17 protein-coding genes and 1 riboswitch are annotated in these 24371 nt (G+C 72.5%); of the genes, 9 read left to right on the forward strand and 8 right to left on the reverse strand.

The features are described from left to right. Window positions 1-132 precede the first annotated feature (132 nt). Together ASD33_RS31790 and ASD33_RS31795 are read left to right on the forward strand one after the other, a co-directional pair. Window positions 133-3162: a DEAD/DEAH box helicase gene (locus tag ASD33_RS31790; RefSeq protein WP_242427200.1), complete on the forward strand. Its 3030-nt coding sequence runs from the start codon at window positions 133-135 to the stop codon at window positions 3160-3162. Further along, window positions 3159-4637, forward strand: coding sequence for a hypothetical protein (locus tag ASD33_RS31795; protein WP_056568564.1), 1479 nt, complete (start codon window positions 3159-3161; stop codon window positions 4635-4637). The genes ASD33_RS31790 and ASD33_RS31795 overlap by 4 nt, the downstream gene beginning before the upstream one ends. Here the strand turns inward: ASD33_RS31795 and ASD33_RS31800 are convergent. Together ASD33_RS31800 and ASD33_RS31805 are read right to left on the reverse strand one after the other, a co-directional pair. Next, window positions 4618-5535: a hypothetical protein gene (locus ASD33_RS31800; RefSeq protein ID WP_157870106.1), complete on the reverse strand. Its 918-nt coding sequence runs from the start codon at window positions 5533-5535 to the stop codon at window positions 4618-4620. The two genes, ASD33_RS31795 and ASD33_RS31800, sit on opposite strands and share 20 nt — an antisense overlap. Window positions 5536-5897: 362 nt before the next feature. Next, window positions 5898-6752, reverse strand: coding sequence for a bifunctional 5,10-methylenetetrahydrofolate dehydrogenase/5,10-methenyltetrahydrofolate cyclohydrolase (locus tag ASD33_RS31805; protein ID WP_056568570.1), 855 nt, complete (start codon window positions 6750-6752; stop codon window positions 5898-5900). A 28-nt stretch (window positions 6753-6780) separates the two neighbouring features. Beyond that, window positions 6781-6886: riboswitch (ZMP/ZTP riboswitch) on the reverse strand. 156 nt (window positions 6887-7042) lie between these two features. Here ASD33_RS31805 and ASD33_RS31810 point away from each other — a divergent pair. From ASD33_RS31810 to ASD33_RS31830, 5 genes are all read left to right on the forward strand, one after another. Continuing rightward, a complete protein-coding gene (locus ASD33_RS31810) occupies window positions 7043-8284 on the forward strand; it encodes a GAF domain-containing protein (protein ID WP_056568573.1) in 1242 nt (413 codons plus the stop codon). A gap of 44 nt (window positions 8285-8328) precedes the next feature. Next, on the forward strand, window positions 8329-9852 hold the full coding sequence (locus ASD33_RS31815; RefSeq protein ID WP_056568576.1) for an aldehyde dehydrogenase family protein: 1524 nt from the start codon (window positions 8329-8331) through the stop codon (window positions 9850-9852). Between the two features lie 583 nt (window positions 9853-10435). After that, window positions 10436-10981, forward strand: coding sequence for a flavodoxin domain-containing protein (locus ASD33_RS31820; RefSeq protein ID WP_056568962.1), 546 nt, complete (start codon window positions 10436-10438; stop codon window positions 10979-10981). Between the two features lie 355 nt (window positions 10982-11336). Continuing rightward, window positions 11337-11975, forward strand: a complete 639-nt coding sequence (locus ASD33_RS31825) for a CBS domain-containing protein (RefSeq protein WP_056568579.1) — start codon at window positions 11337-11339, stop codon at window positions 11973-11975. A 51-nt stretch (window positions 11976-12026) separates the two neighbouring features. Further along, window positions 12027-12716 (forward strand): response regulator transcription factor, encoded by a 690-nt coding sequence (locus tag ASD33_RS31830; protein WP_056568582.1) that lies wholly within the window; start codon window positions 12027-12029, stop codon window positions 12714-12716. A 1-nt stretch (window position 12717) separates the two neighbouring features. On the opposite strand, the gene ASD33_RS31835 is transcribed toward ASD33_RS31830, so the two are convergent. Genes ASD33_RS31835 through ASD33_RS31845 form a run of 3 tightly spaced genes read right to left on the reverse strand, consistent with a single transcriptional unit; the run spans window position 12718 to window position 17994 of the window. Further along, a complete protein-coding gene (locus ASD33_RS31835) occupies window positions 12718-14454 on the reverse strand; it encodes a GAF domain-containing protein (RefSeq protein WP_056568966.1) in 1737 nt (578 codons plus the stop codon). A gap of 50 nt (window positions 14455-14504) precedes the next feature. Continuing rightward, window positions 14505-17126, reverse strand: a complete 2622-nt coding sequence (locus ASD33_RS31840) for a cation-translocating P-type ATPase (RefSeq protein WP_056568586.1) — start codon at window positions 17124-17126, stop codon at window positions 14505-14507. A gap of 7 nt (window positions 17127-17133) precedes the next feature. Then, window positions 17134-17994 carry a universal stress protein gene (locus tag ASD33_RS31845; protein WP_056568589.1) on the reverse strand — a complete coding sequence of 287 codons (861 nt, stop codon included), beginning with the start codon at window positions 17992-17994 and terminating at the stop codon, window positions 17134-17136. A 444-nt stretch (window positions 17995-18438) separates the two neighbouring features. Here ASD33_RS31845 and ASD33_RS31850 point away from each other — a divergent pair, with 444 nt between their 5' ends. Further along, the gene (locus ASD33_RS31850; RefSeq protein WP_056568592.1) at window positions 18439-19062 is read left to right on the forward strand and encodes a CBS domain-containing protein; all 624 of its coding nucleotides are present in this window, start codon (window positions 18439-18441) and stop codon (window positions 19060-19062) included. A 22-nt stretch (window positions 19063-19084) separates the two neighbouring features. After that, a complete protein-coding gene (locus ASD33_RS31855) occupies window positions 19085-20074 on the forward strand; it encodes a nitroreductase family protein (protein WP_056568595.1) in 990 nt (329 codons plus the stop codon). 27 nt (window positions 20075-20101) lie between these two features. Here the strand turns inward: ASD33_RS31855 and ASD33_RS31860 are convergent, their stop codons facing one another. From ASD33_RS31860 to ASD33_RS31870, 3 genes are read right to left on the reverse strand one after another with little or no spacing between them, the layout of a single operon-like run. Beyond that, entirely contained in the window at window positions 20102-22492 is a 2391-nt protein-coding gene (locus tag ASD33_RS31860; RefSeq protein WP_056568598.1) for a glycoside hydrolase family 65 protein, read from the reverse strand. Next, on the reverse strand, window positions 22489-23262 hold the full coding sequence (locus ASD33_RS31865; protein WP_056568601.1) for an HAD-IA family hydrolase: 774 nt from the start codon (window positions 23260-23262) through the stop codon (window positions 22489-22491). The genes ASD33_RS31860 and ASD33_RS31865 overlap by 4 nt, the downstream gene beginning before the upstream one ends. Further along, a complete protein-coding gene (locus ASD33_RS31870; RefSeq protein WP_056568970.1) occupies window positions 23262-24341 on the reverse strand; it encodes a zinc-dependent alcohol dehydrogenase family protein in 1080 nt (359 codons plus the stop codon). The genes ASD33_RS31865 and ASD33_RS31870 overlap by 1 nt, the downstream gene beginning before the upstream one ends. Window positions 24342-24371: the final 30 nt, after the last annotated feature.

The raw sequence follows: 24371 nt of genomic DNA on the forward strand, positions 1-24371 counted from the left end.
GGCACGGGGTAGGGCGATCCCCACCCCTCACGAGGGAGTGATTTGGATCACATGGAGTCGCGGCGCATCGAATGACTTCGGTGAGGTATCCTCGGCCGCTCAGTCTTCAGGTAGTCAAATTTGAGGAATGCGTTGTCGCTGTCGCACGGACCCGATGATTCCGCCCGCGAACCCGTCCAGGAACCCACCCGCGAACTCGCCCGCCACTCCGCCGTCTTCCTGCCGGCCGATCCGCCCCGCGCCGGCCGGATCGCCTTCTGGTCCCCGGACGGCGAGCCCCTGCCGGACGACGCCCCGTACGACCCCGCGGAACTGACCGTCGTGGACGGCGAGAGCCTCCGGGCCGTGACCGTCCCCGCGTACACCCTCTCCGTACGGGACGCCCTGCCGCAGCTGGCCCGCGCCCGGTTCTCCCCCACCGCCTCACCCGCGGCCGCCTTCTGGGGCGCGGCGTCGCTGCTCGCCCTCGACCTGGTCGCGCGCGGTCTGCTCCTGCCCGGCCTCACCCCCACCGACCACGACGCCTGGCGGATCGGTCCGCTCGGTCCCGGCGAGCTGGCGGAACTGCGCACGCTCGCCGCGTCGATGCCGCCCACCGCCCACGCCGTACCGCTCTCGTCGGCCGGCGCGCCGTCGCCGTCACCGCTCCCTCCGGAACCCGGGACACCTTCCGCTCTCGAACCCGAGGCGCTGCTGCTTCCCGAGCCCGAGGCGCTGCTCCGTGCCTTCGCGGACGCGGTGGCGGACACCCTGCCCCGTACTCCGGCGGCGCCCCTCGCGGCCGGCGGGGCGGCCTTCGCCGCCGAGGAACCGCAGACCGTCCCCGAACAGCGGGCCTGGGCCGCCGACGTGGCGGCCGTGCACGACGCCGGCGTGCGCCTCTCGCTCCGGCTCGAACTGCCCGGCTTCACCGCCGAGACGGAGGACGCACCCGCCTTCCGCGCCGTCCTGCAACTGCACGGCGTCGCCGACCCGACGCTCGTCGCGGACGCGGCGGAGGTATGGGCGGGTTCCGGTCGGACCGCCGCCGCGTTCGGCCCCCGGGCACGGATGGACGCCCTCCTCGCGCTCCGCCGCGCCGCCCGCGCCTGGTCGCCGCTCACTCCGCTGCTCTCCTCGGCCGTACCCGACACGGTCGAACTCGCCGACGAGGAGGTCGCCGAGCTGCTGGGCCGGGCGGGTTCCGCGCTCGCGTCGGCCGGGGTCCAGGTGCACTGGCCGCGCGAACTCGCCGACCGGCTCACCGCGAGCGCGGTGATCGGCCCGGTCGGCGACGAGCCGAACGACAACGGCACCGGCTCCCGTACGAGCGACGGCGCGTCCGGCGATCTCGGCCGTGTCGGCGACCTCGGTGAGGACGACGCGCCCTCCGCCGCCGCTGCCTCCGCCGTCCCCTCCTTCCTCTCCGCCGACGCCCTGCTCGGCTTCAACTGGCGCTTCGCCGTGGGTGACCACGAGCTGACCCGGGCCGAGCTGGACCGGCTCGCGGAGGCCGGACGTCCCCTCGTGCGGCTCCGCGACCGCTGGGTGCTCGTCGACCCGGAGGAGGTGCGCCGCGCCCACGCCCAGCAGGACCGCAAGCTGACCCCGGTGGACGCCCTCTCGGCCGTCCTCACCGGCACCACCGAGATCGACGGGAAGCCCGTCGAGGTGGCGGCGAGCGGCTGGCTGGAGCGGTTGCGGGAACGGCTCGCGGAGCCGGAGGGCGGCCGGACCGAGGTCGCCCAGCCCCCGGCACTCGCCGCGACGCTGCGCGACTACCAGCTGCGCGGACTCGACTGGCTGCACCGGATGACCTCCCTCGGCCTCGGGGGCTGTCTCGCCGACGACATGGGGCTCGGCAAGACCATCACGGTGATCGCCCTGCATCTGCACCGGCAGTCCGACCCGGGCACCGCGGGGCCCACCCTCGTCGTCTGCCCGACCTCCCTCATGGGCAACTGGCAGCGCGAGATCGAGAAGTTCGCGCCCGGCACCCCGGTCCGCCGGTTCCACGGCGCCACCCGCACTCCGGAGGACCTCGCCGACGAGGGCTTCGTCCTCACCACGTACGGCACCATGCGGCTCGACGCGGAGCGACTCGCCGCGCGGAACTGGGGGCTCGTCGTCGCCGACGAGGCCCAGCACGTCAAGAACCCGTACTCGGCGACCGCCCGCCGGCTGCGAACCATCGGGGCACGCGCGCGCGTGGCGCTGTCCGGCACGCCGGTCGAGAACAACCTCTCCGAGCTGTGGGCGATCCTCGACTGGACCACACCCGGGCTGCTCGGCAGCCTCGGCGCGTTCCGGACCCGGTTCGCCTCCGCCGTGGAAGGCGGCACGCACCCGGCGGCGGCCGCACGACTCGCCGCGCTCGTCCGGCCGTTCCTGCTGCGCCGCCGCAAGTCGGACCCCGGTATCGCACCCGAACTGCCGCCGAAGACGGAGACCGACCGGACCGTCTCGCTCACCCCGGAACAGGCCGGCCTGTACGAGGCGGTCGTACGCGAGACCCTCACCGCCATCGCCGAGGCCGACGGCATGGCGCGCCGCGGCCTCGTCGTGAAGCTGCTGACCGGTCTCAAGCAGATCTGCAACCACCCCGCCCAGTACCTGAAGGAGGACGGCCCGAGGATCGAGGGCCGTTCGGGCAAGCTGGAACTGCTCGACGAACTCCTCGACACGATCCTCGCCGAAGGCGCGTGCACCCTGGTCTTCACCCAGTACGTCGGCATGGCCCGGCTGCTGGAAGCGCATCTCGCGGCGCGGGGCGTACGGGCGCAGTTCCTGCACGGCGGGACGCCGGTGGCCGAGCGGGAGGCGATGGTCGCCCGGTTCCAGAACGGCGAGGTACCGGTCTTCCTCCTGTCCCTGAAGGCGGCGGGCACGGGCCTCAACCTCACGCGCGCCGAGCACGTCGTGCACTACGACCGCTGGTGGAACCCGGCCGTCGAGGCCCAGGCCACCGACCGCGCGTACCGCATCGGGCAGGACCGGCCGGTGCAGGTCCACCGGCTGATCGCCGAGGGCACGATCGAGGACCGGATCGCGACCATGCTCGACCGCAAGCGGGAGCTGGCGGACTCCGTCCTCGGGACGGGCGGGGACACCCCGCCGGAGCTGACCGAACTGACCGACGCCGAACTGGCGGAGCTCGTACGACTGCGGGGGGACGGACGATGAGCGGGTACGGACACGAGGGCGACGAGCGGATCTTCGCGGCGCTGCCGCCCGCGCGGGGTGCGGCCTTCGCCAGGACCTGGTGGGGCCTGGCGTGGCTGAAGGCCCTGGAGGACAGCACGCTCGACGGTCGGCAGCTCAAGGCCGGACGGCGGCACGCGCGCGCGGGCGCGGTGGGCGCGGTGTCGGTGCGGCCCGGCCGGATCACGGCGGTGGTCAAGGACCGCGACGGCACGGCGTACCGCAGCGACGTCCTGGTGCGGGAGTTCTCCGAGGAGGAGTGGGACCGGCTCCTGGACCTCGCCGCGGACAGCGCCGGGCACATCGCGGCGCTCCTCGACCGGGAGATGCCGCCGCACCTCGTGGAGGACGCGGCCGGGAGCGGGCTCGATCTGCTGCCGGGGATCGGAGACCTGGACCCGAAGTGCGGCTGCGAGGCGTGGGACCACTGCCCGCACACCACGGCGCTGGCCTACCAGGTGGCGCGGCTGCTCGACGAGGACCCCTTCGTCCTGCTGCTGCTCCGGGGACGCGGCGAGCGCGCCCTGATCGATGAGCTGCAGGCACGCAGCACCTCGCGTGCCGCGCGGGGTGTGCGTGGCGAGGACGGTGCGGACGGGGGCGACGACACGCCGGGAGCCGCCGAGGTCCAGGGTGCCGGCGGCATGCCGGGCGTGTCGGCCGAGGAGGCCTACGCGGCCGACTTCCTGCTGCCTCCGCTGCCGGCACCACCGGTCACGGCGGGCGCGCCCGGCCGTTCACCGTCGCTGGACACCGAGACGGAGCCCGGGGCGGGGGTCGACCCGACGGCTCTGGAGTTCCTGGCGACGGACGCGGCGGCGCGGGCGCACCGGCTGCTGAGGGAGATGGTGGGGCCCGGGACACACGGGTCCGAGAAGCACGGGTCCGGAACGCACGGGTCCGGGACGCACGCCTCCGTCGTTCCGGGGCCCGGCGGGGTGACTCCGGCTGCGCCGGCGCCGTGGAGCGCGGTGCCGCCTCTGACGGTCGCTCAGGACGCGGTGCGGCTCGCGGTGGACTCCCCCGCGCCGTGGATCGCGGCACGGCTGGCCGCCGGTTCGGGCCGGTCGCGGACGGACCTGGACCTCGCCACGCGCGCGTGGCGGTTCGGCGGCGCCGCGGCCCTCGCCGTACTGGACGAGGAGTGGACACCGGACGCGGACGCGCTGGCCCGTGCCGGGGCCCGGCTCGCGGAGGCATGGGAGGACGACGACCGGCCGGCACTGCGGCGAGCGGGTGGCGCACGGTGGACGGCGGTGGGTACGGAGGCCCAGCTCCGGTTCGGCGAGGACGGGCGCTGGTGGCCGTACGTGAAGTCCGGTGCGCGCTGGTCGCCCGCGGGACCGCCGGACCGCGATCCTGCGACGGCCCTGGCGACGGCGTTCGCGGCGGGTGGGTCGGAAGCGGGAGCTGGTACGGGTACTGGTGGAGGCGGTGCTACTGGAGCGGTCGGCTGAGCGTGCCGCCGGAGGGCGCGGCCAGGCTGCACGCGGCGTTCTCGGAGCCGAGGAGATAGCTCGTGCGGTACGGGTACTGGACGAAGGTGGTCCAGCGGGTACCGAGCGGCTGGCGTGCGGCCTTGAGACGGAGCGGCTCGCGGCACAGCAGGGTCGCGGCTTCCCGGACCGCAAGGTCGGTGTCGAAGCGACCGGTCAGGCGGGGCCTGGCGACGAGTTCGGCATGGTGCGGCGTGTCGCAGGCACGGCGGAGGGCCGTGCCCGGCGCGGCGCGATCGATGTCGAAGCAGTCGCCGACGCGCAGGGCCTCGAAGGTGACGGGCCGGCCCACCCGACCCTCTCCGGTCGGCACCGAGGCGGGGGTCGGCGTGGTGTGTGCGGGCGACTGGTTCGTGGCGCGGGTGGGGGCCGGTGACGTGCTGCCGCCCGTACGGGCGGGCCGGTCCGACGGCCCGGAACGGCTCGGCTTGCCGGAGGCGGACGAGCCGGGCGTGGTCGGTCCGGGCGACCGGGTGTCGGACACCGGCGTTTCGGACGCGCGGGCTCCGGTGGCCGACGCGCCGTCGGTCCGCCCGCCGGCCGTACCGGCGCCCTCGCTCGGGGTGACGGCGGGCGGATCGCCGCCCGGACTCCCTTCGGTGGTCAGCCCCTGACCGGACCCGCCCCGGGCGGCCAGGAAGGCCGTCGCCACGAGAGTGGCCACGAGCAACGGAACGAGCGGTACGCCGAATCGCCGGACGCGCCTCGCGGCCGGTGCGGGCCGGGGCGCGCCGAGCCGGACGAGACGGGGCGACCACCCGGACTCGGAACCGGCGGACCGCGGTTCGACGGAGCGGGGTGTGACGGGTTCGGGGGTGGCGGCGCCTGCGCCGAAGCCCGGGTCGGGGTCGTCGAACACGCGGGCCTCCATGGGGGCTTGTCCCCTGTCAGGCTCTCCGTCCTCGCCGGTCACGTGGTCCCCGCCGGACGCGCCGACCCCGTCCGGCGCGCCGATCAGGTCACGCGCGCCCGTCGCTTCGGGCGCGTCATCTGCCGGGGGCAGGCCGCCCGACGAGGGCGCGGTGGCCGTTTCGGGCGCGTCCGGCTCTCGGCCGGGCGGCGGGGTGGCGGTCGGCGGGTGTGGCACGCGGTCCAGGGTCGCCCTTCGGTGGCCGCGCGGCCACCCCTTTTCGGGCGCCGGGCCCTGCCCGTACAGAACCGTGACAATCGCGGACCGTGCCCTCGCTCGCCACCGACCCGACCGCCCCGTCATCAGCCGTCCTACAGACCGAGCTGGCGCTCCGCGCCCTCGACCGTCTGGGCGAGGAGCACGGCGATCGTCATGGGGCCGACACCACCGGGAACCGGGGTGATGAGGGAGGCGCGCTCGGCGGCCGAAGCGAAGTCGACGTCACCGATGTTGCCGGGGTTGTAGCCGGCGTCGATGACGACGGCGCCCGGCTTGATGTCCGAGCCCTGGATGAAGTTCGGCTTGCCGACGGCGGCCACGAGGATGTCGGCCTCGCGGACGACGGAGGAGAGGTCCTCGGTGCGGGAGTGGCAGTAGGTGACGGTGGCGTCGCGGCCGAGGAGGAGCAGACCGGCCGGCTTGCCGAGGATCGCGCTGCGGCCGACGACGACGGCACGCTTGCCGCGCGGGTCGACCTCGTACGCGTCGAGGAGGCGCATGATGCCGCCGGGCGTGCAGGAGACGAAGCCCGGCAGGCCGAAGCCCATGGCGGCGAAGGACGCCATGGTGACGCCGTCGACGTCCTTCTCGGGGGCGATGGCCTCGAAGGCGGCGCGCTCGTCGATGTGCGGGCCGACGGGGTGCTGGAGCAGGATGCCGTGGACGTCGGGGTCGGCGGAGAGCGCGGTGATCGCGGCGACGAGCTCCTCGGTCGTCGTGGTGGCCGGAAGCTCGACGTGCTTGGAACGGATTCCGGCCTTCGCGCAGCGGTTCTGCTTCATCTTCACGTACGTCACGGAGGCCGGGTCCGCACCGACCAGGACCGTCGCGAGACACGGGGTGACACCGGTGCGGCGGGTGATCTCGGCGGCGCGGGCGGCGGTCTCCTCGACCGTGCGGCGGGCGAGGGCCGTACCGTCCATGAGGATGGCGGTGCTGGTGGACATGGCAACTCCTGGGCGTCGTCTCTGACCGGTGGTTCGCCCAGGCGCACGGCATCGGGACGGTCGCGCGGCTCCGCGCTCCCGTCGGACCGCTCCCCGGTGGTGATCCACCTCAAGCGCCAGTCACGGCCCGAGCCCCACTCTACGTGAGCGCCTGGGGGCGGGTCCCGGACAGGGTGGGCACGCGAGCGCGTCCGGGAGCTTGTCGCCGGCCCGCACGCCGCGCACGATGAGCGCGAGGGACCGGCCGCACCGCACCGGGCCCGACGGACGACCTCGACGAGGAGGCCGAGTTGAGCGCCGATCCCACCGGCTTCCCCGGTAGCCCCACCGCCCCCGCCTCCCCACCCGTCCGTCCGCTCGTCGCCGCCTCGTGGCGGCGGTCCGCACGCGCGCGCGTGAACCAGGACGGGGCGGCCCGGGTCGAACTGGCGGAGGACGAGCTCGTCGCGTACCGGGACGGCCATCCGCTGGCGGCGGCGATGCCGGTGATCCGCGAGCTGATGGGGGCGTACGCGACGGACGGGGAGCACCTTCTCGCGGTCTGCGACGCCGCCGGGCGGATGCTGTGGGTCGAGGGCCACCCGACGACCCTGCGCAAGGCGCGGGGCATGAACTTCGTGGCGGGCGCCCGCTGGTCGGAGGCGGCGGCCGGGACGAACGCGCCGGGAACCGCCCTCGCGGTGGACCGTCCGGTGCAGGTCGTCGCCGCCGAGCACTTCCGGCACCCGGTACGCGCGTGGACCTGTGCCGCCGCCCCGGTGCACGACCCGCGGAGCGGCCGGGTCCTGGGCGCGGTGGACATCACGGGCGGCAGTCGGCTCGCGCACCCGCACAGTCTCGGGTTCGTCCAGGCGGTGGCGCGGGCGGCGGAGTCCCAGTTGGCGCTGCTCGGGCCGGTGCCCCAGCCGGACCGGCTCCGGCTCTCGGCGCTCGGCCGGGACGAGGCGGTGCTCTCGGTGGGCGGCCGCCGGGTGCGGCTGAGCCGGCGGCACAGCGAGATCCTGGTGGTGCTCGCGCACCGGCCGGAGGGGGTGGGCGGCGAGGAGCTCCTCACCCTGCTCTACGAGGACACGTCGGTGACCCCGGTGACGCTGCGGGCGGAGCTGTCCCGGCTCCGTGGCCTGCTCGGTCCCGATGTGCTTCGTTCGCGCCCGTACCGGCTGGCCGGGGCGGTCGACGCCGACTTCGCGGCGGTCGACCGCCGCCTGGCCTCGGGGGCGGTGGCGGCCGCCGCCGGGGACTACGCGGGCCCGCTGCTGCCGACCTCGCTCGCCCCGGGGGTGGTACGCCTCCGGGAACGGCTCGCGGAACGGCTGCGGGCGGCGTTGGTGGACCGGGGCGATCCGGGACTGCTCGCCGACTGGGCGTACAGCACGTGGGGCGAGGACGACGTGACGGTCTGGCGGGCGCTGTCCGCGGCCGTTCCGGCGGCCCAGGTGGCGCCCGTACGGGCTCGGCTCGACTCTCTGGAGGCCGAACTGTCCGCCGGTGCAACCCTCTTGCAACCTCCGGGTCCGCACACTCGCCGGTGAGCGCCGGCCGGGGACGGCCGGCCCGTCTCAGGGAGGCCATGCCCATGACCCGTTACGCCGCACCCGGTACCGAGGGCGCGCTCATGTCGTACGAGGCGCGCTACGACCACTGGATCGGTGGCGCGTACGTCGCCCCGGCGCGCGGTGGCTACTTCGAGAACCCGAGCCCGGTCGACGGCCGTCCGTTCACGGAGGTCGCCCGCGGCACCGCCGAGGACGTGGAACGCGCTCTGGACGCGGCGCACGCGGCGGCTCCGGCGTGGGGGCGGACGGCGCCGGCCGAGCGGGCGGGTGTCCTGCTGCGGATCGCGGACCGGATGGAGGCCGGTCTGGAAGCCCTGGCCGTCGCGGAGACCTGGGACAACGGAAAGCCCGTACGGGAGACCCTGGCGGCCGACATCCCGCTGGCGATCGACCACTTCCGGTACTTCGCGGGGGCGCTGCGGGCCCAGGAGGGTGCGCTGAGCGAGATCGACGACGACACCGTCGCGTACCACTTCCACGAGCCGCTGGGGGTCGTCGCGCAGATCATCCCGTGGAACTTCCCGATCCTGATGGCGGTCTGGAAGCTGGCCCCGGCGCTCGCGGCGGGCAACGCGGTGGTCCTCAAGCCGGCCGAACAGACCCCGGTCTCCATCCACTTCTGGCTGAGCCTGGTCGCCGACCTGCTGCCGCCGGGTGTCCTCAACATCGTCAACGGCTTCGGCGAGGAGGCCGGGAAGCCGCTGGCGTCCTCGCCGCGCGTCGCGAAGATCGCCTTCACCGGTGAGACGTCGACCGGGCGGCTGATCATGGGATACGCCTCCGAGAACCTGAAGCCGGTGACACTGGAACTCGGCGGCAAGTCGCCGAACATCTTCTTCGACGACGTGTGGGCGGCGGACGACGACTTCCGCGACAAGGCGCTGGAGGGCTTCACGATGTTCGCCCTCAACCAGGGCGAGGTCTGCACCTGCCCTTCGCGCGCCCTCGTCCAGCGGGGTCACTACGGCGAGTTCCTGGAGGCGGCGGTGGCGCGCACGGAGAAGATCGTCCCGGGCCACCCCCTGGACACCGACACGATGATCGGCGCGCAGGCCTCGGCCGAGCAGCTCCGCAAGATCACCTCGTATCTGGAGATCGGCCAGCAGGAAGGCGCGAAGATCCTGACGGGAGGACAGATCGTCGAACACGGAGGGGAGCTGGCGGGCGGCTACTACGTCCAGCCGACGATCTTCGAGGGCGACAACCGGATGCGGGTCTTCCAGGAGGAGATCTTCGGCCCGGTGGTGGCGGTGACCTCGTTCACGGACTTCGACGACGCGATCCGCACGGCGAACGACACGCTGTACGGCCTGGGCGCCGGCGTCTGGACCCGCGACACGAACACCGCCTACCGAGCGGGCCGCGCGATCCAGGCGGGCCGCGTCTGGACCAACTGCTACCACGCGTACCCGGCCCACGCGGCCTTCGGCGGCTACAAGCAGTCGGGCATCGGCCGGGAGACCCACCGCATGATGCTGGACCACTACCAGCAGACGAAGAATCTGCTGGTGAGCTACTCGCCGAAGAAGCTCGGCTTCTTCTAGCGGCACGAAAGAAGGCGCCTGACCTGGGATTTTCCCCGGTTCGGGCGCCTTCTTGGAGAGCACGTCCCCTCCCATGGGGGAGGTGTCGAAACACCCCCCTTCTTCCAGTTCATCCCACCGGTATCCCAGTCCTGACCAGCAGGTCCGGGCCATACACGCGCTAGATTGCGGCTCAGCCCTTGGGGCTGCGGTCGACTGGGGACCGTTCGACCCCGGCGCGGGATTCTCCTATGGGCCAGACTGGTGGTGTCGGATCCGGGGGGTCTCCGTGGATACCCAGCCGAGCGTTACCGCGGCAGTCGAACCTCTCCTGCTCGACGAGCTCTGCCCGAGTTCCGGTTCTCCCGTCTGGAGTGCGCCGCGCGTGGAGTGCCTGGCCGAGTGCGCCGGCGGCCCGTGGCCACGCCACCTTCGATGCGGGTGTCCGGCCTGTTCGACACCGTCGCAACCGGTGGTCAGGGGCACCTGGAGGTCCGACCCTGGGTTGCCCCCGGGGAGCGTTCGGGGCGCGAAAGAATCGTCTTCGGGAGGTCGGAGCGGCAACGGAGAGCAAAGAAGGAAGCACTTGAGGAGATGAGTCGTGATGCGTGCCGTGATCGTGTACGAGAGCCTGTTCGGCAACACGCGCGAGATCGCTGAGGCGATCGGAGAGGGCGTGAAGGAGGCACACCCGGACGCCGAGGTCGAGTGCGTGGCAGTGGTCGACGCCTTGCCGGAGCGTATCGGCCCCACCGACCTGCTGGTCGTCGGCGGGCCGACCCACATCCGGGGCATGACCACCGGGATGAGCCGGAAGATGGGGCTGAAGGCCGAGAAACAGGAGGCCGAGAAGGGGGAGCGTCCCTTCACTCCCGAGGAGGGCGCCGAGGGCCCCGGTGTCCGCGACTGGTTCCACGACACGCTCCCGAAGGCCCACACCGGCACCCATGCGGCCGCGGCCTTCGACACCCGGGCGGACATGCGCCTGGCCGGGGCCGCCGCCGGCGGCATCGCACGTCGGCTGCGCGGCCATGGCTACGAACTCGTAGCGGAGCCCGAGGGGTTTATCATCGAGGACACCGAAGGGCCGCTACGCTCAGGCGAGCGGGATCGCGCAAGGGCGTGGGGTGCGGCCCTCCAGGTCGCTTGACCGATCCACCTGGAACGCCGCCGGCAAGCGTGGCCGCACCAAGGCCCACGGGCTCGTCCCGCCTCGCATGGGCCGAAGAGGGCCCCAAGGTGGGCCATCCGGCCCTCCTGTCCTTTCACGGACGCGGCCAGACTGGAGTGGACACCACCGATGCGGAGGCCCCGGTGAGCGGCGAGCGGCCCGCACATCGCCGACCGCGTCAGCGCCGGCGAACTGTTCGGCTGGTCGTGTCTGTTCGAGCCGTACCGCCGGCAGTGCTCGCCCACCGTCTTCTCTCCGTCCGCGTGCGGCTGCTGGATCTCCACTGCCCTGCACGGAAGCGGCCCGTAGATCTTCACCCCTCCGGGAGAACGTGATGCCCGCCTCGCGCTACACCGTCAGCGACGTCATGACCCACACCGCGATCGCCATCGGGCGTGAGGCGCCGTACAAGGAGATCGTCGCGCTCATGGACCAGTGGAAGGTGAGCGCCCTGCCTGTTCTGGAGGGGGAGGGACGGGTGATCGGGGTCGTGTCGGAGGCCGACCTGCTGCCGAAGGAGGAGTTCCGCACGGACGAGCCCCGACCGGACGAGTTCGCCGCGGCGGCCAAGGCCGGAGCCGTACGGGCCGGGGAACTCATGTCCAGCCCGGCCGTCACCGTCCATCCCGACGCGACGCTCGCCGAAGCGGCACGGATCATGGCGACGCGGAAGGTGAAGCGCCTGCCCGTGGTCAACGGCGTCGGCATGTTGGAGGGTGTGGTCAGCCGGAGCGATCTGCTGAAGGTGTTCCTGCGTACGGACGCCGAGATCGAGGAGGACATCCGCAGGTCCGTCCTCGGCGAGCCGGCCGCCACCTCAGAGCTGGACGTGATGGTCGCGGACGGCGTGGCCACGATCCGTGGGCCGCTCTCCGACCGGTCGATGGTGCCGCTGGTCGCCCGCGCGGTGCGGGCCGTGGAGGGCGTGGTCGATGTCCGGATGGATCTCGGTGCCCCTGGAGACGCTCCATGACGGACAATCCTTGTGGGGGCGGTACCTATCCGACCGACCACAGGGGTCGCCATGACCGATCTGCCGGCAGCCACCGCACCCACGCGGGTCTTCCTCGTCGACGATCACGAGGTCGTCCGCCGGGGCCTCCGTGACCTGATCGACGACGAGCCCGACATGGAGGTGGTCGGCGAGGCGGCAACGGCGGAGCAGGCGCTGGCCAGGGGTCCGGCCCTGCGGCCGGACGTGGCGGTTCTCGATGTCCGGCTGCCCGACGGCAACGGCATCTCGGTGTGCCGGGAGCTACGGTCCCGGATGCCCGAGCTGGCGTGCCTGATGCTGACGTCGTTCGACGACGAGGACGCCCTCCTGGACGCGATCATGGCCGGTGCGGCCGGATACGTCCTCAAGCAGATCAAGGGGTCGGACCTCGTATCGGCGGTGCGGACCGTGGCCACCGGGCAGTCGATGCTGGACCCGGCCACGACCGCTCGGCTGATGCACTCGCTCCGGGACCCGGAGGCAGCCAAGCCGCCGGAGGACGAGCGCCTCGCGGTGTTGTCCGAGCGCGAGCGGTCCGTGCTCGAACTGATCGGCGCGGGGCTGACCAACCGGCAGATCGCCAAGCGGCTCTATCTGTCGGAGAAGACCGTCAAGAACCACATCTCCCGGCTGCTCGGCAAACTCGGCGTGGAACGCCGCGTGCAGGCCGCCGTCATCGCCGCGCAGGCCCACGAGCACGACACCGCCGAGGAGACGTGAGTCAATCGCACTCGGCCGGCAGCGGGATCCGCCACTCGAGCACCGTGCCGGTGTCGCGCTCCGCCCACGTGCGGACCGTCAGGGTGCCGCCCAGCCGCTCGGCCCGTTCGGCCAGGTTCCGCAGCCCACTGCGCCTGCCTCCCTGCGGAATGCCCACGCCGTCGTCGCTCACCGTCACCGCCAACGCGCCCTCGTCGGCAACGACCGACACCTCGGCCCGGTGGGCCCGCGCGTGCCGGGCCACGTTGGTGAGGGCTTCACCGATGACCACGATCACCTGTTCGGCCGCCTCAGAGGGAACGTCCGTGTCGAGGAGGCCCTCCATGCGCAGGGCCGGGGCGAATCCGAGCGTGGTCGCGGCCTCGTCCACCGCCTTGGCCACCCGCCTCCTCAGCTTCGGGGCGGTACCCGGGGCGTCGTGCTCCCGGAGCCCGAAGATGGTCGACCGGATGATCTTGATCGTGGCGTCCAGGTCGTCGATCGCCCGTCCCAGCCGGTCCAGGGCCTCCGGGTGCTCGACGAACCGCCGCGCGCTCTGCAGCGTCATCCCCGTGGCGAACAGGCGCTGAATCGCCAGATCGTGCAGGTCACGAGCGATCCGGTCACGATCCTCCAGCAGGCTCACCTGCTCGGCGTCACGGCGGTGGTCGGCCAGCTCGAGCGCGAGTGCTGCCTGCCCCGCGAATCCGGGGAGAGCCATGATCTCCGATCCTGTGAACGGAGACCGCCCATGGCGCCGCGCGAGGATCAGCACCCCGTTGAGTCGCTCCTTGGTGCCGACCGTGACGGCTACCGCCGGACCGAACCCCCTCCACCGTTCGGACTGGACAGTGATGCGTGGCTCGTTCTCCACGTCCGCCACCATGACCAGGCCGTCCTTCTGTGTGAGGGCGGCGGCGGCCAGAGTTCCCTCGCTGCTCGGCAGGACGACACCTGAGTGCACGTGGGCTTCCTCGCCGCAGGCCAGCGAGCCCCGCAGCTCGCCGTCGTCCCCCACCAGGTAGAAGACCGCCATGTCGGCGCCCGCGATGTCGGCGGCCTGCTCCAGCATCCCGTCGAGGACCTCGGTCTCCTCCACGCCGGACAGGAGGGCGTTGGTGAGGTCGGAGCTCGCGGCAAGCCACCGCTGCTTGAGGCGGCCTTCCTCGTACAGCCGAGCGTTCTCGATGGCGATGCCGGCCGCGACGGCCAGCGTGGTCACGACGGCCTCGTCCTCGGCGTCGAAGTCAGCCCCTCCTCGCTTCTCGGTGAGGTAGAGGTTGCCGAAGACCTCCTCACGGACCCGGATGGGCACCCCGAGAAAGGTGTGCATCGGCGGATGGCGGGGCGGGAACCCGTACGAGGCGGGATGCTCGGACACCTCGGGAAGCCGCAGCGGTTCGGGGTTACGGATCAGCTCACCCAGCAGTCCGTGCCCGGAGGGCAGGTCGCCGATCTGCGCCCGCAGGTCGTCCCCGATACCGACGGGGAGGAACTCCGAGAGCTTCCTGTCATCCCCGATGACGCCCAGAGCGCCGTATTCGGCGTCCACGAGGGTGACGGCCGCCTCCACGATGCCCTTGAGCACCTGAGGCAGGTCGAGTTCCCTGCCTACGGACATGACGGCTTCGAGCAGCCCGTTGAGACGGTCCCTGGTGCCCCTCACCTCGTCGATGCGCGCCTCGAGCTCGTCGAGCAGCTCGTCGAGTCGCAGCCGCGCAAGTTTGCTGTCCGCCGACACCGGCCCCTCGTGCTCCATCACCACCTCCCGCCACGTCGAGCGCATGTCCTCGCCTGACGGGCACTTCTTCACGGTAGTTCCCGTGTCCCCGACGCTCCAGCCGAGCGCGTCCCGCGGAAGGCCGTGCGGACGAGTCGCGCGGCCAGGAACCCCGCGGGGGCACCGGCCACGGCGATCCCGATGCCCGCCCAGCCGAGCGGTTCGGTCTCCAGAACCGAGCTCAGGAAGGGCACGTACAGCGCTGCCCCGGCCAGCAGGGCGGAGGTGAGGACGGACAGGGGAAGAAACGGGTTCTTGCGGGTGAACAGCCGGGCACGGAGTCCCAGGACAACGCCCAGCTGCGCGGCCAGGAGGGCGAGGAAGAGAACGCTCTGCCAAGCCAGGTCCAGCGCCTGGGCACCGAGCCCCGCGCCGAGGGAGGCTGCTGTGACGACGGCGGCGAGGACGAGCAGGCGCTGCCAGGCACCTCCACCGAGGATGTGTTGCTCCGGCGGGCGTGGCGGTCGCCGCATCGCTCCCGGGGAGGCTGGTTCCGCTCCCATGGCGACGCCGGTGAGGCCGTGCGTCAGGAGGTTGATCCACAGGATCTGGCCCGCTCGCAGGGGCAGCGGCAGCCCGAGCAGCGGGCCGATCAGCATGACGAGGATCTCGGCCGCGCCGCCGGCCATCCCGTAGACGAGGAAGCGGCGGATGTTGTCGTAGACACGACGTCCCTCGTCGACGGCCGCCACGACCGTCGAGAGCTCGTCGTCGGTGAGGACGAGGTCGGCGGCCTGGCGCGCGACCTCCGTACCGCGTGCTCCCATGGCGACGCCGATGTCGGCCCGGTGCAGCGCGGGTCCGTCGTTGACCCCGTCGCCGGTCATGGCGGTCACCGCTCCCCTGGCCCGCCACGCCTCCACGATGTCCAGCTTCTGCTGGGGGTCCGTACGGGCGAAGACCCGCACCGAGGTGAGGTCGGCAACGCGACCGGCCGCCACGTCCGCCCCGGTGACGACGTGGAGTTCCGTCTCACCGTCGTCGCCCAGAAGGGCGACGTGGGACGCCACCGACCGAGCCGTCGCCGGATGGTCCCCGGTGATGAGGACGGGGGTGATGCCGGCCGCCCGGCAGGAGGCGAGGGTCGCCGCGGCATGCGGCTTGGGCGGGTCGCTCAGCGCGACGAGGCCGAGCAGCACGAGCCCCGACTCGGCCGCGGTGGCCGGGCTCGGGATGTCGTTCCGCACGCCCGATGCCACAGCGAGCACGCGATACCCACGGGCAGCCAGGCCCGCCGCCTCCTGGCGGGCCTCCGTGAGCACCTCCGGACGGTCGCGCAGAACGGCCGAGTCGAGGACGGCTTCGGGGGCGCCCTTCAGGCAGACCAGCACCCGGCCCTCCCCGGTCGCGTGCAGCGTGGTCATGCGTCTGCGGAGGCTGTCGAAGGGTGCTTCACCGAGCCGGGGACGGGTCCTCCCCAGTTCTGTGGAATCCGGGCAGCCCGCCTTGGCCGCGGCCGTGAGCAGAGCGGCTTCCATGGGGTCGCCCAGGGCTGTCCAGCGGCCGTCGGCGGCCCCGTCGTCCGGCGGGCGCAGTGTGGCGTCGTTGCACAGAGCGGTCACGGTCAGCAGCTCCGTCAGGGGTTCGAGCTCGTTCGCTTCCGCGGGCCGTCCGGCGACCAGGACCTCGCCCACGGGCTCGTACCCCACGCCCGAGAGTTCGGCGCTCACCCGCGGTGTCCACACGTGCTGGACGACCATGCGGCCCTCGGTCAGGGTGCCGGTCTTGTCGGTGGCGAGGACGGATACGGAGCCGAGCGTCTCCACCGCGGGCAGCCGCCGCACGAGGGCGTGCCGGGCGACCATGCGCCGGGCCCCGAGTGCGAGTGCCAGGGTGACGACGGCGGGAAGGGACTCGGGGACCGCCGCCACGGCCAGGCTGATGGCGGTGACCGCCATCGTGCCGAGCGGGAGTCCCCGTACCAGGCCGAGGGCGAAGACCAGGACGCACAGGGCGAGCGTCACGGCCGCGAGGATGCGCCCGAGGGCGGCGAGGCGGCGCTGCAACGGGGTCGGCTCGCGACGTTCGTCGAGAAGAGCCGCGATGCGACCGAGGGCGCTGCCGGCACCGGTCGCCGTGGCCACGGCGACGCCCCGGCCACGCACGACGACCGTACCCGCGCTCAGCGTCGCACCGGCGTCCTTGTCGACTGGCACGGACTCCCCGGTGAGCATGGACTCGTCCACGAGTACCGCGGACGCCTCGGCGAGCTCGGCGTCGGCGGCGACGATGTCTCCCTCACCGACCACGAGCACGTCACCAGGGACGACCGACGCCGCCGGGAGGTCGCAGACGGCGCCGTCGCGCCGCACGCGCGCGTGCGGGGCGGTGAGGGCGGAGAGGGCGGCGACAGCGTTGTCGGCACGGATCTCCTGCGCCACCCCGACGGTCGTGTTCACGAGGACGACCAGCCCGATGACGATCGCGTCAGGATGGTCGCCGATGGCGAGGGTCAGCACGACGGCTCCGAGGAGCACCATGATCAGCGGGTCCGTCAGCTGGGCCAGAACCCGCTGGTGGAGCCGCACGGGCTTCCTCGCGGCAACCTCATTGGGGCCGGTGGCGGCGAGCCGCCGGGCCGCCTCCTCCTGGGTGAGTCCCGTCACCTCCCGCACCGGCACAGAGGCCCGGTCCGGTGCTGACGCCGTCATGGCGCGCTCACCTGGCAGGGACGGTGATCACCGGACAGTGCGCCCGGTGCAGCAGCCCGTGGACGACGGAGCCGACGCGCATCCCGGTGTACCCGCCGCGGCCTCGACGCCCGACGACCACGGCCAGGGCGTGCTCGGATGCGTCCGCGAGGGTCTCTACGGGGGAGCCGATGGGAACCTCGTGGGTGAGCCGGACGTCGGGGTACTTCTCCGCCCAGCCCGCGGTGGTTTCCGAGAGCAGCCGCCGCTCGGCGTGGAACAGCGTGTCGGAGCTGTGCAGGGAGAAGACGGGGGGCTGCCAGACGGCGATGGCACGCAGTGCGCAGCGCCGGAGGTCGGCTTCCTCAAAGGCCCAGGCCAGGGCTGCTCGTGAGGACTCGCTGCCGTCGACACCGACCACGAGGTAGGGCATCTCCTGCGTGACGTGTTCGGCGTCGCCCACGACGACCACTGGGCAGTCCGCCTTCGCGGTGACCGGGACGACCAGGGAGCCAGCGCTCAGGTACTCCTCGGTGCGGCTGAGGTGCCGGGATCCCAGGACGATCATGTCTGCCTCATGTGAGAGACCCGCCAGGATCCCTGCCGGGAACCCGTCGAGAAGGGAGGAGGCGGCCTCGACACCCGGCTGCCGTGCTTTCGCCCGGGCGAGCGCTGTACGCAGAGCTTCTGTTCCCATCTGCCGCTGTGCCAGGTGACGGGGGGCGCCATCGACGTGTCGGGGCTCGTGCCGCGGTGGTACCGCGACCACCAGGCGCAGTTCCCGTCCTCGCAGCCGCGCCTCGTCCGCGGCCCAGGCAAGGGCCATGTGCCCGTTCTTGACCGGGTCGATGCCGACGACGATGTTGCCGCGATCCGTGGTGCTGGTCATGACGTGCTCCCCTGTCCGGGTCCTTGCCGAGGGATGAGCTCCACGGGGCGGTGGGCGTGCCGCAGCAGGGCCGGCGTGATCCGGCCGAGCGTCGGTCCGAGGTGGCCGGGCGATCGTCGACCGCCGACGACCAGAAGGTCGGCGTGGCGCGACGCGTCGACCCTGCCCGGGCCGGAACGGGCTGTGGTTCCGTCCATGGCTTCTCCTCCCAGGGGCCGAGAGACCTCCTTCCACTCTGGCAGCCGGCCTCGACGGGCCGGAGGGCCGCTGGGGGCAATGACGGGACCATTGGTCCCCGCCCTCGGCCGGGCGGGGCGCGACCCTGCGATGACGAGCCCGTTCGGTCCCGAGGGTGGACCGTTCGGCCCTCGCAGGCCCCGCGCGCGCATCGGAGGGTGGTGACGTAGGAAGCACTGTCCGGACCCTCGAACGGGAGGCGCGGTGATGAAGCATACGAAGGTCGGCGGTCTGATGACCGACAACGTGCTCTCCGCCGTCCCTGCGACGTCGTTCAGGGAAGTGGCCAAGATGCTCGCCGAGCACGACATCAGCGGGGTTCCCGTCGTGGACGACGACGACCATGTCGTCGGAGTCGTCTCCGAGAGCGACCTCCTTGCCCGCCACGAGCTGACCGTGCGGGACCTGATGACCACGCCGGCCGTCACCGTTCACGCCGAGGAGACGGTTGCGGACGCGGCACGGCTGATGGTGCGCCGCGGAGTCGAGCGCCTTCCCGTGGTCGACGAGGAGGAGCGACTGGTGGGCATCGTGACCCGTCGCGATCTGCTGTGTGTCTACCTCCGCCCGGACTCGGAGATACGGCGCCGCATCCGTGAGGACGTCCTCTCCGATGTCATCGAGCTGCCCGCGGACGCGGTGGACGTGCACGTCCTCGACGGCGTGGTGACGCTGGGCGGCCGCCTCCGGCGGCGGAGTCAGGCCCTGATGCTCGTCGGACTCGCCGAGCACGTGGACGGCGTCGTCGCCGTCGTGGACCGGCTCTCCTTCCACGAGGACGACACACGTCTCACCAACCCCACCCGGACTCCCCACGACATCTCTTGGTGACCCACCTCAGACAGGACGAACCGTGTCCACCACCGCCCTGACCCGACCACTCGTGACGTCACTGATCGAAGACGCCGTCACGGCTCCCTCCATGCACAACGCACAGCCCTGGAAGTTCGTCCACAAGACGGGCCTCGGAGTCATCGAACTGCACGGGGATCCGCTGCGCGCCATGCCGCACGAGGACCCGGACCACCGCGCCCTCCACCTCGGCTGCGGCGCCGCCCTGTTCAACCTGCGCGTCGCCGCCGCGCACCGGGGCCTGCGTCCCGTGGGCCGGCTGCTGCCCTCTTCCGATGACCCGTGGCATCTCGCCGACGTACGCCTCGACGGTCCCGACGACGCCGACAGCGAACTGGGCGTACTGCATGCCGCGCTGTCGCGTCGGCACACCAGTCGCTTCCCCTTCACCGAGGAGCAGATCCCCTCCGAGCTGATCGACGAGCTGCGTGCCGCGGCTCTGCTGGAGGGCTGCCGGCTCGTCGTCCCCGGGGCCTGGCACACCGACACCGTCATGGATCTCGTCCACGCCTCCGAGCTGTTCGAGGCCGCGGACCAGGCCGTACGCGCGGAGATCGCCGCCTGGACACGCACGGGTGCGGCCGGGGAAGACCCCGGCACCGAGGGCATCCCGGCGTACGCCTTCGGTCCGAGACAGTACGACGTGACCGCCCCCGTCCGGGATTTCGGCGCCCCCCGCCGGGTGCCCGACCGGGTCTCGGCACGCTTCGAGAAGAGGCCGCAGATCGCACTGCTCGGTACGGTCGGCGACACCCGGGAGGAATGGCTGAAGGCCGGCCAGGCCATGCAGAGGGTTCTGCTGCAGGCCACCCTCGACGGCCTCTCCACCTCCCTCATGTCCCAGCCGCTGGAGTGGCCGGAGCTTCGTACCGACGCACGCGATCCCGGCTCGACGATCGGCTTCGTCCACATGGTGTTCCGCCTGGGCTACGGGCCCCGCGGTCGGGCCACTCCGCGCCGTCCGGTCTCCGACGTGCTCTCCTTCGACTGAACCGTGTCTCACGGACAGAGCCACTACTCACAGACGGAACCAACGCTCCTGTCCGGGTGCGACGGTGACCCTCCGGTCGCCGGGGAGGACGACCGCGAGCGGGCCCTCGGGCGAGGCGGGGACCTGGATGGCCAGCCGGCCGGGAAGAATCCGCAGGCGCACCCCTCGATGACGGCCGACGCACAGTGTGAAGGCGAACCGGGGAATCTCCGCCAGCGGCACCGGAGCGACCCGAAGCCCCTCCGGTCCCGTTTCGAGGCCCGTGATGCCGCGTTCGACGAGGTCGACCGTGCCGGCCATCGCGCCGAGATGAACGCCCTCGCCGGTCGTACCGCCCTGAACGTCGGCCACGTCCGCGAGCAGCGCCTCCTCGCAGTAGCGCCAGGCATCGGCACCCATCTGCCGTGCCAGCACCCAGCCGTGGACGAGACTGCTGAGCGTCGAGCCGTGGCTGGTACGCCGCAGGTAGTACGAGACGGTCGCACGCCACACCTCGTCGTCCAGCGCGTACCCGAGTCGGCCGAACAGGCCGTACAGCTCCTCGGACCGGAAGAGGTAGCCGAGCATGAGGGTGTCGGCCTGCTTCGACGCTTGGTAGCGGTTGACCGTGTCGCCCTCGGCCTCCAGGATCCGGTCGAGGCGGCGGATGTCGCCGTACCTGGCCCGGTACGCCTCCCAGTCAAGCTCCGCCAGCTCCCCGAAGCCATCGAACTGACTCACCACACCCTGGTGGAACGGCACGTACAGCCGGCGGGAGACGTCCTCCCATCGAGCCAGCTCGCCGTCGTCCAGGGGCAGTTGCTCCGCGAGTTCCGAGCGACGGGTCTCGGGCAGTTCGCCGAGCAGGTCGAGGCCCCGCGCGAGCACCCAGGCGGCGGTCGCATTGGTGTAGGCGTTGTCGTCGATGCCCGGAGTCGTGGCATCGGGATACGCGTCGTGGTACTCGTCCGGGCCCACGACGCCTCGGATGCGGTAGCGACCGAGCCCGGGATCGAACACGGCGGCGCCGGCCCAGTAGCGGGCGACCTCGAGGAGGATCTCGGCCCCGGCGGAGTGGAGGAATCCGCGGTCTCCGGTGGCCTGCGCGTGGCGCCAGACGTTGTACGCGACGGCCGAGCCCACATGGCGTTGGAGCCGTGAGTGGTCGGCCAGCCAGCGGCCGGAGCGCGGATTGAGGTGCAGGGCCTGGGTCTCCTCCCGGCCCGAACCCGCGCTCTGCCATGGATACATCGCCCCTTGCCGGCCGGCGAGGCGGGCGGCCTCGCGGGCGGCCGGCAGTCGACGGTGCCGGTACATGAGCAGCCCCCGGGCCACCTCGGGGAAGTGAAGGTCGAGGTAGGGCAGGACGAACAGTTCGTCCCAGAAGACGTGCCCCCGGTATGCCTCACCGTGCAGCCCGCGCGCGGGAACGCCCACGTCGAGGCCCGCCGTGTGCGGGGAGAGGGTCTGCAGCAGGTGGAACACGTGCAACCGCAGGATGCGGCCCGCCTCCCCGGGCACGTGCAACTCGCCCTGCTCCCAGACACGCTGCCACGCGGCCCTGTGGGTCGATACCAGCCGGGGGAAGGCCGGAGCACGAGCGATCGCGTCGACGGCCGTCGAGAGCGGGTCGGCGGCGGGCCGGTCCACCGAGGTGTGCAGCGCCAGAGTCTTGACGACCATGGCCGAGCGGCGGGAGGCGACTGGCAGCTGATACGTCTGCACGGTGCCGGCCGGCGTGGCCTCCTCCTGAGCGGGCCGCACGGGACGGGTGACCGTGCGCACGGCCATGGCGACCCTGATGCCGGGGTCGACGGTACGGCAGGAGAGCCAGGCGACACCGTCGGGCTCGAATCCGACCCGGTGATCCGTGAGGTGACGCCCTTCAAGGTGCCGGTAGCGCTCCACTCCGGCGTTCGTGACCGCGCCGTCGAGGACGGACTGGACCTCGACGGCACCGCTCCAGCCGTAGGCCCGGAACAAGGTGCTCTGCGCCGCCAGCCCGGAGTCCCCCATGTGCACGACGCGGACATGGCTGACGCGCAGGCCCCGCCCCAGGGCGTCCTCGAAGAACAGGCGCCGGGTGAGCACACCCGCGCGCAGGTCGAGACGGACATCGAGATGACGCAGCTCCCCGGCATCGGGCGTCAGCCAGTCGCCTGCCGGACCGTCGTCCGGCAGGCAGCGATAGCGCAGAAGCGTCCAGTTCGGAAGGTTGACGAGGTCCTCGTTCTCGACCCGCTCCCCCGCGACGACCGAAGTGACCCGGTCGTAGCAGCCGCCCAGATAGGTGCCCGGGTAGTGCGTGGTCCCGGCGTTGCACTCGGGAGCGGAGCCCCTGGTGGCGAACCGGCCGTTGCCGAGGGTGCAGAGCGCTTCCACGAGCGGCTCGCGTTCCGGGTCGTAACGGTCGTACCCCCACGTCCAACCGGTGGTCATCCGGGCTCACCCCACACGCTCCGGACCAGTGTCGTGAGGTCGGGAACCACCAGGTCGGCCCCCTGCTCTCGCAGGAGGTGGGCAGTGCGCCGCAGCGGGCTCCGGTCGACACCGGCGACGAGCCCGAAACCGCCACGACGGGCTGCCTCGACTCCAGCGAGCGCGTCCTCGACGACCACGGTCTCCCTCGGGCGGCTGCCGAGGACGGCCGCCGCTCGCAGGAAGAGCGCGGGATCCGGCTTGCCGGCAAGGCCGAGCCGGGCGGCGTCCTCGCCGTCCACGATCACCGCGAGGAGACCGGCGAGCCCCGCAGCGTGGATCAGTGCCCGGGCGTGCCGGGAGGCGGACACCGCCGCGCACGGCACTCCCGCCGTACGCAGGGCCGCGAGAGCCGGCCCGGCGTCGGCGAAGGCCGTGACGCCTTCCGTGCGGAGCAGATCGACGAACGCTTGTTCCTTCCGTGCCGCAACGGCCCAGACCGTGCCGCAGCCGGGGACGTCGTCGGGCTCTCCCGGTGGGAGGTGAAGGCCGCGGGCGGCGAGGAAGGCGGCGGCGCCGTCGTACCGCGACCTGCCGTCGACGAATCCGCGGTACTCGGAGTCCGCGTCGAAGGGCGGCTGGGGCCCGCTGCCGGGCACCGGCCGGCCGAGGCAGGCATCGAACGCGGTCTTCCACGCCCGCGCGTGGACGGCGGCCGAGTCGAGCAGAACGCCGTCGGTGTCGAGGACGACAGCGGCAGGCCGCAGGGAACCCGGGTCCCGGCCGTTCATCAGGCCCCCGGCGCGTCGGGGACGCTCACGGCCGTGTGCCGCGGGCCGCCCAGCGCGACCTTGATGGCGCCGGTCTCGGCAGCGCGGCCGAAGACCTCGTACGCCTCCTCCATCTCCCCCAGCTCGAACCGGTGCGTGATCAGCTCCGCCGACGGCAGCCGCCCCGCGGCCATCATGCGCAACAGCATGGGCGTGGACGAGGTGTCGACCAGGCCGGTGGTGATCGTGACGTCCTTGATCCACAGGTCTTCGAGGTGGAGGACCGCCGGCTTGCCGTGCACACCGATGTTCGCGACCCGGCCACCGGGCCGGACCATCCGCGTGCACATCTCGAACGCCTCCGGAACGCCGACGGCCTCCATGACGACATCGGCACCCAGTCCCTCGGTCAGATCCGAGACCAGCTGTACGGGGTCCTCGCGTGCGTTCACGGTGGCGTCCGCCCCGATTTCACGGGCGGCGGCCAGCCGCGACCCGGCCAGGTCGACGGCGACGATCCGGGCCGGACTGTAGAAGCCGGCGGTGGCGATGGCGGCGAGGCCGATGGGGCCCGCTCCGACGACGACCACCGTGTCAGCCGGGCGCACGGCACCGTTCAGGACTCCGACCTCGTAGGACGTCGGGAAGATGTCGGCGAGGAGAACGGCGTCGGAGCCCTCGATCGAGTCCGGCAGCGGATGGACGGACAGATCGGCGAAGGGCACGCGGACGTACTCGCCCTGTGTGCCGTCGACGGTGTGGCCGAGGATCCAGCCGCCTCCGCCGAGGCACTGTCCGTAGCGGCTCTCACGACAGAACCGGCACCTGCCGCAGGCGGAGATGCAGGAGATCAGGACGCGGTCTCCCGGTCGTACCGTGCGGACGTCGCCTCCGGTCTCGACCACGGTGCCCACCGCCTCGTGCCCGAGGACCCGGCCGGGCGTCACCTCCGGCACGTCCCCCTTGAGGATGTGCAGGTCCGTGCCGCAGATGGTGACGACGTCGACCCGGACGATCACGTCTGCCGGGTCCTCGATCCCCGGGTCGGGCACCTCCTGCCAGGCGATCCGACCCGGCCCCTGGAAGACGAGTGCCTTCATGGCGCCCACCTGCTTCCTGTCGCGCGTCGC

The organism is Streptomyces sp. Root1304 (assembly GCF_001426405.1).
Lineage (GTDB): Bacteria > Actinomycetota > Actinomycetes > Streptomycetales > Streptomycetaceae > Streptomyces.